The organism is Rhizobium sp. 32-5/1 (genome assembly GCF_029537235.1).
Taxonomy (GTDB): domain Bacteria; phylum Pseudomonadota; class Alphaproteobacteria; order Rhizobiales; family Rhizobiaceae; genus Pararhizobium.
In genome coordinates, this window is record NZ_CP120638.1 from 3,409,670 (window position 1) to 3,425,022 (window position 15,353).

The 15,353-nt window shown below is 61.0% G+C and carries 8 protein-coding genes and 6 pseudogenes; 10 read left to right on the forward strand and 4 right to left on the reverse strand.

All coding sequences use genetic code 11. The features are described from left to right. The first annotated feature begins 14 nt into the window (after positions 1 to 14). The 4 genes and pseudogenes from P6U16_RS17150 to P6U16_RS17165 all read left to right on the forward strand — a co-directional run bounded on the left by P6U16_RS17150 (position 15) and on the right by P6U16_RS17165 (position 4,161). Positions 15 to 1,066: pseudogene (locus tag P6U16_RS17150) on the forward strand (class II aldolase/adducin family protein). Continuing rightward, positions 1,063 to 2,352: an FGGY-family carbohydrate kinase gene (locus P6U16_RS17155; RefSeq protein ID WP_277701530.1), complete on the forward strand. Its 1,290-nt coding sequence runs from the start codon at positions 1,063 to 1,065 to the stop codon at positions 2,350 to 2,352. The pseudogene P6U16_RS17150 and the gene P6U16_RS17155 overlap by 4 nt, the downstream one beginning before the upstream one ends. After that, positions 2,349 to 3,204: pseudogene (locus P6U16_RS17160) on the forward strand (TIGR01459 family HAD-type hydrolase). The gene P6U16_RS17155 and the pseudogene P6U16_RS17160 overlap by 4 nt, the downstream one beginning before the upstream one ends. A 12-nt stretch (positions 3,205 to 3,216) precedes the next feature. Continuing rightward, positions 3,217 to 4,161 carry a TIM barrel protein gene (locus P6U16_RS17165; protein WP_277701531.1) on the forward strand — a complete coding sequence of 315 codons (945 nt, stop codon included), beginning with the start codon at positions 3,217 to 3,219 and terminating at the stop codon, positions 4,159 to 4,161. Between the two features lie 92 nt (positions 4,162 to 4,253). Here the strand turns inward: P6U16_RS17165 and P6U16_RS17170 are convergent, their stop codons facing one another. Continuing rightward, on the reverse strand, positions 4,254 to 4,850 hold the full coding sequence (locus P6U16_RS17170) for a hypothetical protein (protein WP_277701532.1): 597 nt from the start codon (positions 4,848 to 4,850) through the stop codon (positions 4,254 to 4,256). A gap of 268 nt (positions 4,851 to 5,118) precedes the next feature. Here P6U16_RS17170 and P6U16_RS17175 point away from each other — a divergent pair, with 268 nt between their 5' ends. Further along, positions 5,119 to 5,265 carry a hypothetical protein gene (locus tag P6U16_RS17175; RefSeq protein WP_277701533.1) on the forward strand — a complete coding sequence of 49 codons (147 nt, stop codon included), beginning with the start codon at positions 5,119 to 5,121 and terminating at the stop codon, positions 5,263 to 5,265. A gap of 190 nt (positions 5,266 to 5,455) precedes the next feature. On the opposite strand, the gene P6U16_RS17180 is transcribed toward P6U16_RS17175, so the two are convergent. Next, positions 5,456 to 5,959 carry a hypothetical protein gene (locus P6U16_RS17180; RefSeq protein ID WP_277701534.1) on the reverse strand — a complete coding sequence of 168 codons (504 nt, stop codon included), beginning with the start codon at positions 5,957 to 5,959 and terminating at the stop codon, positions 5,456 to 5,458. A gap of 523 nt (positions 5,960 to 6,482) precedes the next feature. Further along, positions 6,483 to 7,661, reverse strand: a complete 1,179-nt coding sequence (locus P6U16_RS17185) for a dihydrodipicolinate synthase family protein (RefSeq protein ID WP_277701535.1) — start codon at positions 7,659 to 7,661, stop codon at positions 6,483 to 6,485. A 322-nt stretch (positions 7,662 to 7,983) separates the two neighbouring features. Between P6U16_RS17185 and P6U16_RS17190 the strand changes: the two are divergent. The 5 genes and pseudogenes from P6U16_RS17190 to P6U16_RS17210 all read left to right on the forward strand — a co-directional run bounded on the left by P6U16_RS17190 (position 7,984) and on the right by P6U16_RS17210 (position 13,935). Then, positions 7,984 to 9,032, forward strand: a pseudogene (locus P6U16_RS17190) (LacI family DNA-binding transcriptional regulator). Then, positions 9,029 to 10,030 (forward strand): Gfo/Idh/MocA family oxidoreductase, encoded by a 1,002-nt coding sequence (locus P6U16_RS17195; protein ID WP_277701536.1) that lies wholly within the window; start codon positions 9,029 to 9,031, stop codon positions 10,028 to 10,030. Before P6U16_RS17190 ends, P6U16_RS17195 begins: the two are co-directional and overlap by 4 nt. 10 nt (positions 10,031 to 10,040) lie before the next feature. Continuing rightward, on the forward strand, positions 10,041 to 11,654 hold the full coding sequence (locus P6U16_RS17200; RefSeq protein ID WP_277701537.1) for an acyl CoA:acetate/3-ketoacid CoA transferase: 1,614 nt from the start codon (positions 10,041 to 10,043) through the stop codon (positions 11,652 to 11,654). Beyond that, positions 11,647 to 12,425 (forward strand): annotated as a pseudogene (locus P6U16_RS17205) (enoyl-CoA hydratase/isomerase family protein). Before P6U16_RS17200 ends, P6U16_RS17205 begins: the two are co-directional and overlap by 8 nt. Continuing rightward, positions 12,425 to 13,935: pseudogene (locus tag P6U16_RS17210) on the forward strand (aldehyde dehydrogenase family protein). The pseudogenes P6U16_RS17205 and P6U16_RS17210 overlap by 1 nt, the downstream one beginning before the upstream one ends. A gap of 274 nt (positions 13,936 to 14,209) precedes the next feature. Here the strand turns inward: P6U16_RS17210 and P6U16_RS17215 are convergent. After that, a pseudogene (locus tag P6U16_RS17215) lies at positions 14,210 to 15,205 on the reverse strand (LacI family transcriptional regulator); the annotation flags it as partial. Positions 15,206 to 15,353 lie beyond the last annotated feature (148 nt).

The following is a 15,353-nucleotide window of genomic DNA, read 5'->3' on the forward strand; positions in this document are numbered from 1 at the left end:
TATCGGAGACTGGCGTGAGAAGTTCTGAATTTGAAGCCCTGCTGGATGTGTCGGCCCGTGTCGGTGCCGATCCGGATCTCGTGCAGGGAGCAGGGGCAATACCTCGATCAAGGAGGGCGGCACGCTCTGGATCAAGGCGTCCGGTCTCTGGCTGATGCAGGCGCGGCAAAGGGATGTCATGGTGCCGGTAGCACTCGATCCCCTGCTCGATGCCTTGGAGCGGGACGATCCCTCGACGGAAAAGGCGCAGGATTTCGTCATCGCGGATCGCAATCCGCAGGGACTGCGACCATCGATCGAAACGACCGTGCATGCACTGATGCCGCAGAAGGTGGTCATCCACGTCCATTGCGTTGAGACCATTGCGACGGCGGTGCAGGCAAACGGGGAAGCCATCGCGGCGTCGAAACTGGCCGGAATCCCGCATGTCTTCGTGCCCTATGCTCGACCGGGCCTGCCGTTGGCAAAGGCGATTGCGGCACGCATCCGCGCGGATACCAGCGTGCTGATCCTCGGCAACCACGGGCTGGCCGTTGCCGGTGAAACCGTGGCCGAAGCGGAGGCTCTGCTGGTAGAGGTTTCAAAGCGCCTGGCCCTGCCTGCGCGCGCGCAGGCGGAACCTGATATTGCTGCCTTGTCGAGATTGGCCGTTGATAGCAGCTATATGCTTCCGGAAGATTTGCGCATCCATGATGCGGCGACCGATCTTGCCAGTTGCAAGATTGCAGCCGGCGGCAGTCTCTATCCCGACCATGTCATCTTTCTGGGCAAGGGTTCAGTTCTTGCGGCACCCCATGAAACCGCCGCCGCGATCGAACAGCGATTTGCAGCCGGTGGCGTGGCGCTGCCGCCGCTCCTCCTGTTTCCCGGCAAGGGTGCGCTCGTCAGCAGGGAGATCACGGCGGGCGCGCTGGCCATGGCGCGCTGCCTCCCCGATGTGCTGTCGCGTATTCCAGATGGCGCCCGGCTGCGCTATCTGACAGACGCGGAAAATACCGAGCTTCTCGGCTGGGACGCGGAGAAATACCGGCAGGCCCTGAACCGGGCCGGGCAGGCGCTGCAATGACGGTGGCATCGGGAACGCCGCTCGTTATCGGCATCGATATCGGAACCTCCGGCGCCCGCGCCGTGGCCATGGACCTATCCTTCCGGATCGTTGCCTCTGGATCGGCGAAGATGGCCGATTTTTCCAGTGATCATCGTGATCCCGGCGTCTGGTGGAAGGCATTGCAAACCGCGCTCGGCGTCGTGCTTGCAGCGATCGATGCCACCCGCGTCCGGGCGATCAGCATCGACGGGACCTCCGGCACACTGCTCCCGGTGGGTGCTTCCGGCGAGCCCTTGGCGGTTCCGATGATGTACAACGATCCGGTCTCCGATGTGGATATTCTCGGGCGCATTTCGCAGTCCGCACCAAAAGAGAGCGCCGCCCATGGCGCAACCTCCGGGCTTGCGAAAGTCCTGACCTTCCAGGCGCTGCCAGATATCTTCCGTGTCCTGCATCAGGCCGATTGGCTGGCCGGGCACTTCACCGGTCTCTACGACGTATCGGATGAAAACAATGCGCTGAAGACGGGGTTTGACCCCGTTGCGCGTTGCTGGCCCGAGTGGATTTCGCAAACCGGCGCACGCATGGACCTGCTGCCGGATGTCCTGCCCGCAGGTGCGCCGATCGCCGGCATCTCCGCGGTAGCGGCCGATGCCTTTGGGCTCCCGAGCGATGTGATCATCGTCGCCGGCACCACGGATGGCTGCGCGTCTTTCCTGGCCACCGGTGCCGACCAGCCCGGGGATGGTGTTTCCTCGCTCGGGACGACGCTGACAGTGAAGATGCTGTCCGAGAGGCCATTATTCGCGCCGGAATACGGGCTCTACAGCCACCGCATCGGCGATATGTGGCTGGCCGGCGGGGCGTCCAATACCGGCGGCGTGGTGCTTGCCGCGCATTTCAGCGGCGAGCGGATTACTGAACTGTCGCGGGACATGGATCCATCGACAGAAACGGGGCTCGACTATTATCCGCTGGCGCGCGCCGGAGAACGTTTTCCGATCAACGATCCGCAGATGCAGCCGCGGATGTTGCCGAGGCCGGTGCAGGATATCGATTTCCTGAAGGCGATTTTCGAAGGCATCGCCGGTGTCGAGCGGCTGGCCTATCAAAGGTTGGAGGGCCTCGGAAGCCCGGCCTTGCGCTCGATCCGCTCCGTCGGCGGCGGGGCGCAAAATCCGGCCTGGACTGCGATCCGCAGCCGTAGGCTTGCCGTCCCGTTCCTGCCGGTGCTTTCGGAGGAAGCGGCAGCCGGTGCTGCACGATTGGCGCTATCAGGCGCTGCACAGGCAGGTGTCCTATGAGCACTCCGGCACCGATTGCCGTGTCCGGCATCGGCGATCTTGCCGATCGTTTCGACGCGTTTCTGATCGACCAGTTCGGCGTGCTGCGCGACGGCAAGGGGCCATATCCCGGCGCCGCGGAAACCCTCAACCGATTGAAACAGGCGGGCAAGACGATCGTCATCCTGTCGAATTCCGGCAAGCGCTCGGCGGAGAACGACAGGCGCCTGGTAGCGCTCGGTTTCGATCTCGCACAGCTGGGACTGGTTCCTGACCTCAGGCGAGGTTGCCTGGCGCATCCTCGCCTTCGAAAGCCGGGGCGAGGGCAAGGGCGTGGCCCGCCGGTGCCTGCTGATCAGCCGCGATGGCGACACTTCACCGCTTGATGGCATCGACATCCAGCGCACGGAGCGGGGCGAGGACGCCGATTTTGTGCTTCTGGCGGCCAGCGAAGGCGATATCCTTCCGCTGTCCCACTATGAAGCGCTGCTTGTGCCGGCGGCGCGCCGCAATGTGCCGTGCCTGTGCACCAACCCCGACAAGATCATGCTGACCAAAGACAGCACGGCCTTCGGTGCCGGGCGTATTGCCGAGCTTTACGAGCAGCTTGGAGGTCACGTCCGGTGGATCGGCAAGCCGTTTCCGGACATTTACGCCGCCGCCCGTGACTTTCTCGGACCGATCGATCCGCAGCGCATCTGCTGCATTGGCGACAGTATCGAGCATGACATTGTCGGGGCGGCGGGTGCGGGTTTTGCCTCAGTGCTCGTGACGACAGGCATTCTCGAAACGGCGACCGATGCGCAGCGGCAGGCGCTGTTTGTCGAGCATGATGTCATCCCGGATTTCATCATGCCGAAATTTTTCTGGTAAAGGACGAAGCTCATGGCGTTCACGCTGTCGCTCAACACCAATCCGCTGGTCAACCGCTTCGCCGAAGCCGACGACCTTGTTGACACGATCGCCGACAAGATCCGCATCGGTCATGTGCAGCTGACGCATGAATTCATCAACCCGTCCTGGCCGGCTGCGACGATTACCAGGCATCTGCGGCAGTTTCGCAAGGCGCTCGCCCGGACCGGCGTCAAGGTGACGTCAGGCATGACCGGTCCCTATGGGCGGCTCAATCATTTCGGCCATCCGGATGCCGATGTCCGGCGCTACTATATCGACTGGTTCAAGACCTTCGCCGATATTTCCGCCGAACTGGGCGCCTCCGGAATGGGCACGCAGTTCGCGATCTTTACGCATAAGGACTATGACGATCCGGCCCGTCGCGAGGCCCTGATGCGGATCGCGATCGATTGCTGGGCGGAGGTGGCGGCCCATGCCAAGGCCGCGGGTTTGAGCTATCTGTTCTGGGAGCCGATGTCCGTCGGCCGCGAGTTCGGCCATACGATTGCGGAATGCCGCACGCTCGACACGCGGCTTTCGGAGGCGGGGCTGCCGATCCCTTTGAAGATGATGGTCGATATCGATCATGGCGATGTGACCTCCAGCAATCCAGCCGATATCGACCCTTACGCCTGGGCCGAGGCCTTCCCGAAGGAATCGCCGATCATCCACGTCAAGCAATCATCGATGAACAAGGGCGGCCACTGGCCCTTCATCGCCGCCCACAACAGGGATGGCCGCATCACGCCGGAAAAGCTGCTGGAAACCGTGCGTCGCGGTGGCGGAACCGACAACGAAATCTGTCTTGAACTGTCCTTCCGCGAGCGCGAACCAACCGATCACCTGGTGGTCGATATGATCCGCGAGTCGGTCGAATTCTGGGAGCCGCATATCGATACCGGCTTCAATCGATCGAACGGTGCGCCTCCAATCTGAAGCACGGCATGGTTTGACATGCGCGCCTGTTTCCTCCCATGCACAGGCGCGACGAAACGCCCGGCAGCGATGCCGGGCGTTTTCGCGTCACCTCAGCCAGCGGCCGCGATGCGCACAGGGGCGCTGGCGTTCAGCGGGATAATGTGGTCGTGGATGGAGCGTTCCTGCGCCGTCGTATAGAGCGCGAAGATCTGCCCGCTGATGCTGTTCAGGGCGTCGCCGAGATCCGAAACATCCGGCAAATCCGGTCCTGCGAGGTCGAAGAGATCGTTCGTGCAGGTTGCAAGCACGTCTCCGAGATCATGTTGGAAATCGAGCTTGCTCATCGAAAGTGCGATCGTCCTTGCCAGTTCCTGGGCGTGTTCGGACAGGTTGGCGAGTTCGCCGTCGATCAGGTTGCCTGCGGAACGGATGGCGCCGATCTCTGATGTCAGTTGCTGGTCGAGACCGGGAGCGCCCCGCGCATTGCCATCGGCGATGAGTCCGGCTGCATCTTCAAAACTCGACAGACCACTGACGATCGCGTCAGCGGATTCGTCAAGCTTGGCGGCGAAGAAACGCAATTCGGCGGTCACGACATTGATGGAGCGGCCTTCCTCGCCCATGCGGCTGCAGCGAAGATTGGTGTTCAGCGCCATGTAGTGGATGTCGGTCTTGACCGAGCGGATGTTCGTAATGCCCTGGAGCATCTTGGCCGCGGTCTCGGTCGTCGACTGGCCGACCTGATTGGCCTTCAGGCTTGCATCTTCCCCTGCTTGAAAATCGCCTGTGCTGCCTTGGCGCTGCCCTCAAGCGCGCGGATGAAGCCGGAAGCCTTGTTGTCCTCCGGGCCCTGCATCCCACCGCGCAGGCTGAGGATTTCCTTGTGTCCGCGTTGAAGCTCGTAATGGTCTCGACGATGGTGCGCGATTCCCGCTGGAAATTCTCGACCATATCGGCCATGTGCGCGGCGGCGAGGTGCTGGATGATGTTCTCCAGTCGCTGCTGCGCGCTCCGGTCAAGGGCGCGGCCTTCGGCGCTGGCGAGAAATGTCTCAAGCGTGCCCAGCATCGACTGGACACGCTCGATGCGCTGGCGCGTCACATCGCCGACCTGCAGCGATGAGAGGGTCGCCGTGATCTTGTTTTCGATACCGCGGGCAAGAGCGCTGATCTCCGTCGCGATCCGTCCGAGCGCCTTTCGCTGGTCGCTGATCGCGCGGGCATCGTCCTCCAGTGCTTTTGCCGCTTTTGCAACGGTCTGGGCACGATCACTGGACACGCCGCCGCCGAACGCCTGGGCGATCTTCACATCCTTATCCAGTGCGTTGAGTTGTCCGGCGAAATTGTTGACCTCGGCGGTTCCGGAGCGGATCTCGCTCCAGAATTTCTTCGGCGAAACCGGCGAATTCGGGAATGCCGGCACCGGTGATCTTCACGGTAATGGCAAAGGTCTGAAGGTAGCGCATCGTCTCCTGCATATCGGAGACATGCGTGCGCAGTTTTGAGCCGGCGCCGGAAAGGACGCCAAGGGCGGATTGGCGGTTGGTTTCACTGGCGGGCAGGTCGGACAGCTTGCGGATCGTCTCGACCAGATCGGCGCTGGTGCCGCCGCTGCCGCTGCCGCTATCCGTGAGCGCCGGGGCCAGCTGCTCCAAGGCACTTGTCAGTCTGGTGACGACATCCCTTGCCGACAGAAGCACTGCGCCGCCGTCGAGAAATCGCTTCTCGACCTCAGTGCGGGCAGCGTCGAGTGTGCGTCCGATCGTCGTCGCACGGTTGTAGTCCGTGCGCTGCGCCAAGGCTGTCTGGTGTGTCACGTTAATTCCTTTGCTTGAAGCCCTATTCGGCCTGAAGCAGTCCTAGCTCAAGGAAGACAACGTCTCATGAATCGCTATCGCCAGCGTTGTATGACGTGCTTGGGCGATGGTTTTTTCGGGAATATGCGACTTGGCCAGTTAACTGGCAATCTCGACCAAGTTTCCGCGTAATTTATTGTTTCTAATGTATTATTTTATTATCTGTGGATTTTCCCTAATGAATTTTCATGGTAAATTTACGCGCAATGATTGCAATTGTCGTAAGGCAATTCACGACCTGTTCATTCTATGCCCAGGTTTCTGAGGAATTTTACCCGCATCACAAAATGAAATTTTATAGAATCTTTTATATGAACGGTTCCTGAAAATATTATAATCTAGTTTTTAAATTAAAATTTCCAATTTTCTAATATAATTTTAGATTGTTAGATAAAATTATTATGTAGTAATAATGTTTCCGTCGTTTTTTACTGTTATGTATTTTATATATTACTGTTTCAGTTTTGTAATTTCTAATTTTTTATTATGTGTTTCGTTGTTGCAATCCCTGTGTCAGCATCAATGCTTTCATCCGTTCCGCCGCAAGCTCCGGCCTGTCGAGCACGTTGGCCTGGTCCGCGAGCCGGAAGACATCCGCATAGTGCAGGATTCCGCGGGCGGACTGCATGCCGGCTGGCATGGTGAAATGCTTCTGATGGCCGTTCAGCCAGGCGAGGAAGACGACGCCGGCCTTGTAATATTGCGTTGGCGCCTCGAAGATCTTGCGGGACAGGGGGACGGTCGGCTCGATCACGCCGCGGAAGGTTTCGACGTCGCCGCTGGCCAGCGATGCCAGCGCCTTTGACGCGGACGGTGCCACGGCGTCGAAGATGCCGAGCAGGGCATGACTGTATCTTTTGCCGTCGCCCTCGATCAGTTCGGCATAGTTGAAGTCGTCGCCGGTGAAGCAGAGAACGCCGTCGGACAGGCGGTCGCGCAGCGCCACCTCGCAGGCATTGTCGAGCAACGAAATCTTGATGCCTTCGACCTTCGACGTGTTGTCCTCGATGATCGACAGGACGGTAGCCAGCGCGGTCTCGAAATCGTCTGATCCCCAGTAGCCTCTCAGTTGAGGATCAAACATGTCGCCCAGCCAGTGCAGCACCACCTTGTCCCTGGTCTGGCGCAGGATATGGCCGTAGACATGGCGATAGTCATCCGGCGATGTGGCGATTTTTGCGAGCGCCCGGCTCGCCATCATGATCGACCGGCCGCCGCATTGTTCGACGTAGCCGATCTGGGTCTCGTAGGCCTTGATGACGTCATCCAGCGATTTCGCATCTGTCGGCGCAAGATGGTCCGTGCCGGCGCCGCAGGCGAGATCGGCGCCTGGGACGGTGCGGGCTTCAGTCAGCGAACGGCGGATCAATTCCTGTGCGCCCGCCCAATCGACCCCCATGCCACGCTGGGCCGTATCCATCGCCTCGGCGATCTTGAAGCCAAGGCTCCAGAGATGATGGCGAAAGGCGAGTGTCGTGTCCCAGTCGATCGCCGGCTGGCCCCAAGGCGTCACGTCGCGCAAGGGATCCGACACGACATGGGCCGCCGCATAGGCGATACGGCTGAAGCGGGGAGGGGCTGACGGGCGCACGATCGGCGCTCCTATCAGGCGATAGGGCTCAAGACTTCCATCGGTCCGGGGAAGCGGCAGGGTGATCGTCATGGGGTCCTCCTCGCAATGACCGATGTCGGATAATTTAGATCGTTCCAAATTTCAAGTGAAAATTTCCGGATTTCTGTGTGGTTCATGAATCATGAGGAGCATTCGAGATATTCGCAGCTTAAGCTGTATTTCAGGTCGTGACATTCGATAAACGCCTGATATTTGGTCATTTAGCAGCAATCTCAGAAATCACAAGTCGGCTAGTCCCGGGGTTGGACTTCTGTGAGATAGATTTTTTAAGGACGTCGCTTGACAAATTTGGAACGATCCAATTATTTAAAAAGCAGCAACGGAGCCGCAAAGGCTTTGCAGGGAGGATTAAATGAGCGGAGAACGGGTGACCGTCATCGATATTGCGCGCGCCGCCGGCGTGTCGAAGTCGACCGTGTCGCTCGTGCTTCAGGGCAGTCCGCTCGTTCATGAGGAGACGCGGGCCAAGGTCAATGCGGTGATCCGCGATCTCGGCTATGTCTACAATCGCGGTGCGGCCAATCTGCGCCAGTCGAATTCCAAGTCCAAGATCATCGGTATCGTCGTCAACGACCTGACCAACAGCTTCTTCGCAGAGCTTGCCGTCGGGGTTGACGTGGTGGTGCAGTCCGCCGGCTACGTGCAGTTCCTGTCGAATACCGGCGAGAGCGTCGATCGCCAGAGCGAAGTGATCGCCTCGATGCGCGAGCATGGGATTTCTGGCCTGATCCTGTCGCCGGCGCGCGGCACGGAGGCCGTCGATCTGAAGGCGCTGGTGGCGAGTGGGATTCCTGTCGTCAATGTCGTTCGCCAAATCGCCGGCGCCAAGGTCTCCTCGCTGATCTCTGACAATCGCGCCGGCATGCACGAGGCAGTCCGGCATCTGGCCGGGCTCGGTCATCGTCGCATCGCCTTTCTCGGCGGTTTTGCCGATACTGCGGTCTTTGCCGACAGGCTCACCGGCTATCGTGAGGCGCTCGTTGCCCTCGGGCTTACGCCACAGGACGAACTCGTGATCAGCTCTGCCCCTCGCGGGCGGGTGGCGTGGCGGCCGTCGAGCGGGCTTTGCTGCTGCGCGAGCGGCCGACGGCGGCGGTCTGCCTCAATGATGCGGTCGCCTTCGGTGTCTGCGACGGGCTGAGGGCGCATCGGCTGGAGCCGGGTCCGGATTTCGCCGTCATCGGCTTCGACGATGTCATCGAGGCGCAGACCGCGGTTCCGGCGCTGACGACCATTTCTGTCGATCCGCAGGGCATGGGCCGGCGGGCAGCGCAATTGCTCCTGAAGCAGATCAATACCGGGAAGGCCGATGCGGAAGCGATCGTCAGTTCCGTGCGGCTTGTCGTGCGCCAAAGCTGTGGTGCGGCATCCGACAAGAGAGAAAGGCTGGCCTTGTTATGACACGCTGGGGATTGATCGGCGCGAGCACGATCGCGCATGAATGGGTAATCGACGCGATCCGCGCCACCGGCGGCGAGATCGTCTCTGTCATGAGCACGAATGCCGAGCGGGGCGCGGCTTATGCCAGAGATCACGGAATCGCCAAATCGGTGACGAACATTGCCGACCTGGTCGATGATCCGGATGTCCAGGCGGTCTATATCTCGACCACCAACGAGTTGCATCGCGATCAGGTGCTTGCGGCTGCCAGTGCCGGCAAACATGTGCTTTGCGAAAAACCGCTGGCGATGTCGCTTGATGATGCGCACACCATGGTCAAGGCGGCCAAAGACGCCGGCGTTGTCATGGCGACCAACCACCATCTGCGCGGGGCTGCCACCCATCGTGCCATGCGAGAGGCCATCGCTGCGGGCAGGATCGGCAAGCCGCTTGCGGCCCGCGTCTGCCATGCCGGATACCTGCCGGCGCATCTGCAGGGCTGGCGGCTGGACAGGCCGGAGGCGGGCGGCGGCGTCATTCTCGATATCACGGTGCACGATACCGATGCGCTGCGCTTCGTGCTCGGCGATGATCCGGTCGAGGCGGTGGCGCTCGGACAGTATGGCGGCATGGCAAAGGCCGGGCTGGAGGATGCGGCCATGGGTGTCATCCGCTTCAAGTCGGGTTTGATCGCGCAGTTCCATGATGGCTTCACCACCCGATATGCCCTCACCAGTTTCGAAGTGCATGGCTCCGACGGTTCGCTGTTTGCCCGTAACTGCATGACCCAGAAGGCGATCGGCACGGTGACGCTGCGCAATGCCGATGGCGAGACCGAGCTGCCGCTTGATCATCGCAATCTCTACGAAAACACGCTGCTTGCCTTCAATGACGCAATTGCCGGCAGGGGCAAGCCGCTGTGCAGCGGCGAGGACGGCATCTGGTCGCTGGCGACCGGCCTTGCCGTGATGCAGGCCGCAGCCAGCGGTACCACCGTTTCCATCGAACCCGGACTTTGAGACGACGCGCATGAGCAAGCATATCACCCCGGCTGAAGCAGCCTCTTTGATCCCCGATGGAGCGGTTGTTTCCGTCTCCTCGTCGAGCGGTCTCGGCTGCCCGGACCTGATGCTGAAAGCGATCGGCGCGCGTTTCGAAGCGACGGGCCATCCGCGGGATCTGACGACCCTGCACCCGATCGCAGCTGGCGACATGAGCGGCATCAAGGGCATCGATCACATCGCCAGGAAGGGTCTGTTGAAGACGATCATCGGCGGCTCCTATCCGTCCGGCCCATCGACATCCGAGCCGCCGCTGATCTGGCAGATGATCGGCAGCGACGAGGTTGCCGCCTACAATATTCCCTCCGGCGTGCTGTTCGACATGCACCGCGAGGCAGCCGCCAAGCGGCCGGGCGTGCTGACCAAGATCGGCCTTGACACCTTCGTCGACCCATCGCGCCAGGGCTGCGCGATGAACGCATCCGCCGCGGCCAATCCCGTGGTAAAAAAGATCGAATTCGAGGGCGAGGACTGGCTGTATTTCAAAGCGATCGTGCCGCAGGTGGCGATCATTCGCGCAACCACGGCCGACGAGCGCGGCAACCTGACCTATGAGCACGAGGGTGCCTATCTCGGCGGTCTCGACCAGGCGCTGGCGGCCCGCAACAATGGCGGAATCGTCATTGCGCAGGTCAAGCGCATAACCAAGTCAGGCTCGATGAAGCCACATGACGTGCGTGTTCCCGGCATGCTGGTGGACTATGTCGTGGTCGATCCCGACCAGAAACAGACGACGCTGACGGATTACGATCCCGCGATCTCGGGCGAAATCTTCCGTCCGCTCGACAGTTTCCGGGTGCCGGAATTCAACATCCAGAAAGTCATTGCGCGGCGCGTCGCGCAGGAGCTTGAAGGCGGGTCCTGCGTCAATCTCGGCTTTGGTATTTCGGCAAACGTGCCGCGGATTCTGCTGGAAGAAGGGCTGCACGGTTCTGTCACCTGGGTGATCGAGCAGGGTGCTGTCGGTGGCATACCGCTGCTCGATTTCGCCTTCGGCTGCGCCTCCAATGCCGATGCCTTCATGCCCTCGCCCTATCAGTTCACCTATTTTCAAGGTGGCGGATTCGACGCCTCGCTTCTGTCCTTCCTTGAAATCGACAGGTCCGGCTCGGTCAATGTCTCGAAGCTCTCCTTCCGGCCGCATGTGACGGCGGGCGCGGGTGGTTTCGTCGATATTACCGCGCGGGCCAGGAAGATCGTATTTTCCGGCATGTTCAATGCCGGGGCCAAGCTCTCGATGGCCGACGGCAAGCTGGTGATCGAGAAGGAAGGCAAGCTGAAGAAGCTGGTCAACGAGGTCGAACACGTCACCTTCTCCGGCCGCCGCGCGGTCGAACAGGGACAGGAAATCACCTATGTTACCGAGCGTTGCGTGATGAAGCTGACGCATGAAGGCATTATGCTCACGGAAATCGCACCGGGCGTTGATCTGCAGACCCATATTCTCGACCAATCGGAATTTCCGCTCATCGTTGCCGACAATCTCAAGGTCATGGATGCCGCGCTTTTCCACGAAACGCCGATAGGGCTGACGCTGCCGCAGAAGCCGGCGCGCAGTCTTGCAGGAGGCGCTCATGTCTGATGATCGCATCCGGATCGAGATCGAAAATGCGATTGCAACGCTGACGATTGCGCGGCCGGAAAAGCTGAACGCTTTCGACATCGACATGCTGAAGGCGCTTGGCTCAGCCTGCGATACGATCGAGGCAGATGCCGGAGTGCGGGTTGCGATCCTGACCGGCGCTGGCAAGGCCTTTTGCGCGGGCGGCGACATCAAGGCTTGGGGTGCCATGAGCGCACAGGATTTCGGCCATCAATGGGTACGCTTCGGCCACCGCGTCTTCGAGCGGCTGGCAACGCTGCGCATGCCGCTGATTGCCGCTATCAATGGGCACACGCTGGGTGGCGGGCTGGAACTGGCAGCGGCAGCGGATATCCGCATAGCCGAAGTCCAGGCGAAGATCGGCCTGCCGGAAACCAGCCTCGGCATGGTGCCGGGCTGGTCGGGCACGCAGCGCCTCGTCAAGCGTTTTGGCGCGCAAGTGGTTCGCCGGATGGTGCTGGGGGCGAGATGTTTACGGCCGAGGAGGCGAGGGCGTTGGGATTGGTCGATGCGGTGGCGGAGACGGGAACTGTCCTGTCCGCTGCAAAGGCCTATGCGGGGCGGATTGCCCAGCGCGGTCCGGCGTCGCTGGAAATCTGCAAGCTGATGATCGCCTCGGCCAATGGCGAGGACAATGGCACGGCCGTCGAGGCGCTGGGCTCGATCCTGGCCGCGAAGACCGGTGACATGAAAGAGGGCGTTGCGGCTTTTGCCGGAAAACGTCCCGCGGAATTCAAGGGAGAATGGTAATGACGGTTCTGGTGAAGCCCAAGGCGCTCGGCGATATCGCGGTTCGCGATTTCAAGATGCTGATCGATGGCAAATGGGTGGATGCTGCCGAGGGCCAGACGCTGGAGCGCGTGGCGCCCGGCCATGGTGTCACCGTCAGCCGCTACCCGGCGGCGAAACAGGTCGATGCCGAACGCGCCATTGCCGCTGCCCGCAAAGCCTTTGACGACGGCCCATGGCCGCGCATGACGGCGTCGGAGCGCTCGCTGGTTCTGCTCAAGGCGGCCGACGTGATTGCGGCGCGTGCCGATGAACTGGCTTATCTCGACTGCATCGAGAGCGGTAAGCCGATCAGCCAGGCCAAGGCGGAACTCGGCGGTGCAGCCGATATCTGGCGCTATGCCGCGGCTCTTGCCCGCGACCTGCACGGCGAAAGCTACAATGCGCTGGGCGAAGGCACGCTGGGTGTGGTCCTGCGCGAGGCAATCGGCGTCGTTTCTATCATCACGCCGTGGAACTTCCCTTCCTGATCGTCAGCCAGAAGCTGCCGTTTGCGCTGGCCGCCGGTTGCACGACGGTGGTGAAGCCGTCCGAACTGACCTCCGGCTCGACGCTGGTGCTGGGTGAAATCCTCGAGGCTGCGGGTGTTCCCTCGGGCGTCGTCAACATCATCACCGGCACCGGCCCGGATGTCGGGGCGGTCATGACCACCCACCCTCATGTCGATATGGTCTCCTTCACTGGCTCCACCGGTGTCGGCAAGCTGACGATGAGCAATGCGGCGCAGACGCTGAAGAAGGTGTCGCTGGAACTCGGCGGCAAGAATCCGCAGATCGTCTTTCCCGATGCCAATCTCGACGATTTCATCGATGCAGCCGTGTTCGGCGCCTATTTCAATGCCGGCGAATGCTGCAATGCCGGTTCGCGGCTGATCGTCCACAAGGATATCGCCCAGGATGTTATCGCGAAGATTGCGGCGATGTCGGCCAAGGTCAAGGTCGGCGATCCGCTCGATCCGGAAACCCAGGTCGGCGCGATCATCACGCCGCAGCATCTGGAAAAGATCGTCGGTTATGTCTCTGCCGCGTCCAGCAATGGCGCGACGATATCGCATGGCGGATCGGCGCTTGATCTCGGATCCGGCCAGTTCATGTCGCCGACCATCCTATCCGCAGTGACGCCTGATATGGCCGTGGCGCGCGAGGAGGTCTTTGGTCCGGTTTTATCGGTTCTCACGTTCGAGACGATGGACGAGGCGATCCGCATTGCCAATTCCATCGACTACGGGCTTTCGGCCGGCGTCTGGAGCCGCGATTTCGATACGTGCCTGACCATCGGCCGCAAGGTCAGGGCCGGCACGATCTGGATGAACACCTTCATGGATGGCGCCTCCGAACTGCCTTTCGGCGGCTATCGGCAGTCCGGCCTTGGCCGCGAACTCGGCCGCCATGCGGTGGAGGACTACACCGAGACCAAGACACTCAACATGCACATCGGCGGCCGCACAGGCTGGTGGATGCCGCGCGGGTAAGACGGTTTAAACTGAGGCGATAAGGGAAAGGAGGGCGTGATGCAGGAATTGAATGATAGAGAGCGGAGCGCTGCGTCTTGCTCTTCTACTAACTTGACTGAGATCGGGGGCGCTTACCCCCTCTGTCACTGCGTGACATCTCCCCCACAAGGGGGAGATCATTCTTTTTCCTTGTACCGACAGAGTAAGCGGCCAATCTCCCCCTTGTGGGGGAGATGTCGGCGTCGCCGACAGAGGGGGCGAGCCGCACGGCGATAAGCGCCTCAAACCACCAAAAATCCACCTGCGGTTTCAGCAAAACCTGCAGTCCGGACATGTCCTCTCCGGCAATGCGGGCGAGCAGAACCCGGCCCATCTGCGCGCCGGTGTCGGTCAGGTCCTCGTAGATCGTCTCGACCTTGGGCTGGATCTGGCTGAGCAGCTTGGACGTCCGCTTGGCGACGATGTCGTATTCGAGGCCGAGCGTCAGGCCGTTGTCGCTCATGCCGGTGATGGTGGCGAGCGCGGAGACTTCGCCGCCGCAGGCAAACCCATCTGGCGCATCAGGCTCGCCCGCGCGCCTGCTCATATAGGCGCGGATCTGCTCGACCGGACAGTCGAGATCGATTTCGTCGGGGATTTCATAGGCGACGCCGGCCTCGCGAACGGCGGTCATGAAGCCGTGCAGCAGGTGCTGCGAGAAGGTCATGCGTTTGGGCGGCAGGATGATCATCGGCTTTCGCCGACCGCGCGCAATCAGGCGCCGCGTTGCCTCGTAGGCGAAGGAGAAATTGTCGTAATCGACGTAAGGATGCGGCGTGGAGAATTCGGTCCGGCCGTGGGTGACGAAGGGAAAGCCGTTTTCAAGCAGCAGGCGGACGCGCGGATCGAAGGGCTCGGTGCGGGAAAAGATCACCCCGTCCGCCATGCCGTTGCGCACGATGTAGCGGATAGCCTCGATATTGCCGTCGTCGATGAAGTTCGGCGTGACGATCAGGTGATAGGGCGTGTCCTTCAGCGCACGCGCCAGCCCGTGCATCAGCGAGATGCCGTAGCCGAGAATTTCCTCGTGCGGGTCGAGAATGACGCTGATGACATTGGTCCGACCGGTTTTCAGGCGCTGCGCGGCCCGGTCGGGCAGGTAGCCGATCTCGGCCGCGACCTCGTGCACACGCCGTCGGGTATCGACAGAAATCTGCGGCGCATTGCTCAGCGCGCGCGAAACCGTCGTCACCGCAAATCCGGTGATGTCGGCGATGGTTCGCAGGGTCGGTTTGCCGGTCTTGAGCATGGTTTCGGACACTGTCGATTTCGAGGGTGCTGTCAATGAAATTCGCTTTGCCTGTGAGGGCTACCGGCTTTTGTAATGCTGCGCGAACGGATGCGCAATGCGTTTGTGCAAACGATATAAATTGGCAAAAGGCGCGAATTTTGCTGCA

What these genes read in the sequence shown, in the direction of transcription:
- P6U16_RS17165 (WP_277701531.1), top strand. Translation starts at nt 3,217, where the DNA reads ATGGCGTTCACGCTGTCGCTCAACACCAATCCGCTGGTCAACCGCTTC.
- P6U16_RS17170 (WP_277701532.1), bottom strand. Translation starts at nt 4,850, where the DNA reads ATGCTCCAGGGCATTACGAACATCCGCTCGGTCAAGACCGACATCCAC.
- P6U16_RS17185 (WP_277701535.1), bottom strand. Translation starts at nt 7,661, where the DNA reads ATGACGATCACCCTGCCGCTTCCCCGGACCGATGGAAGTCTTGAGCCC.
- P6U16_RS17195 (WP_277701536.1), top strand. Translation starts at nt 9,029, where the DNA reads ATGACACGCTGGGGATTGATCGGCGCGAGCACGATCGCGCATGAATGG.
- P6U16_RS17155 (WP_277701530.1), top strand. Translation starts at nt 1,063, where the DNA reads ATGACGGTGGCATCGGGAACGCCGCTCGTTATCGGCATCGATATCGGA.
- P6U16_RS17200 (WP_277701537.1), top strand. Translation starts at nt 10,041, where the DNA reads ATGAGCAAGCATATCACCCCGGCTGAAGCAGCCTCTTTGATCCCCGAT.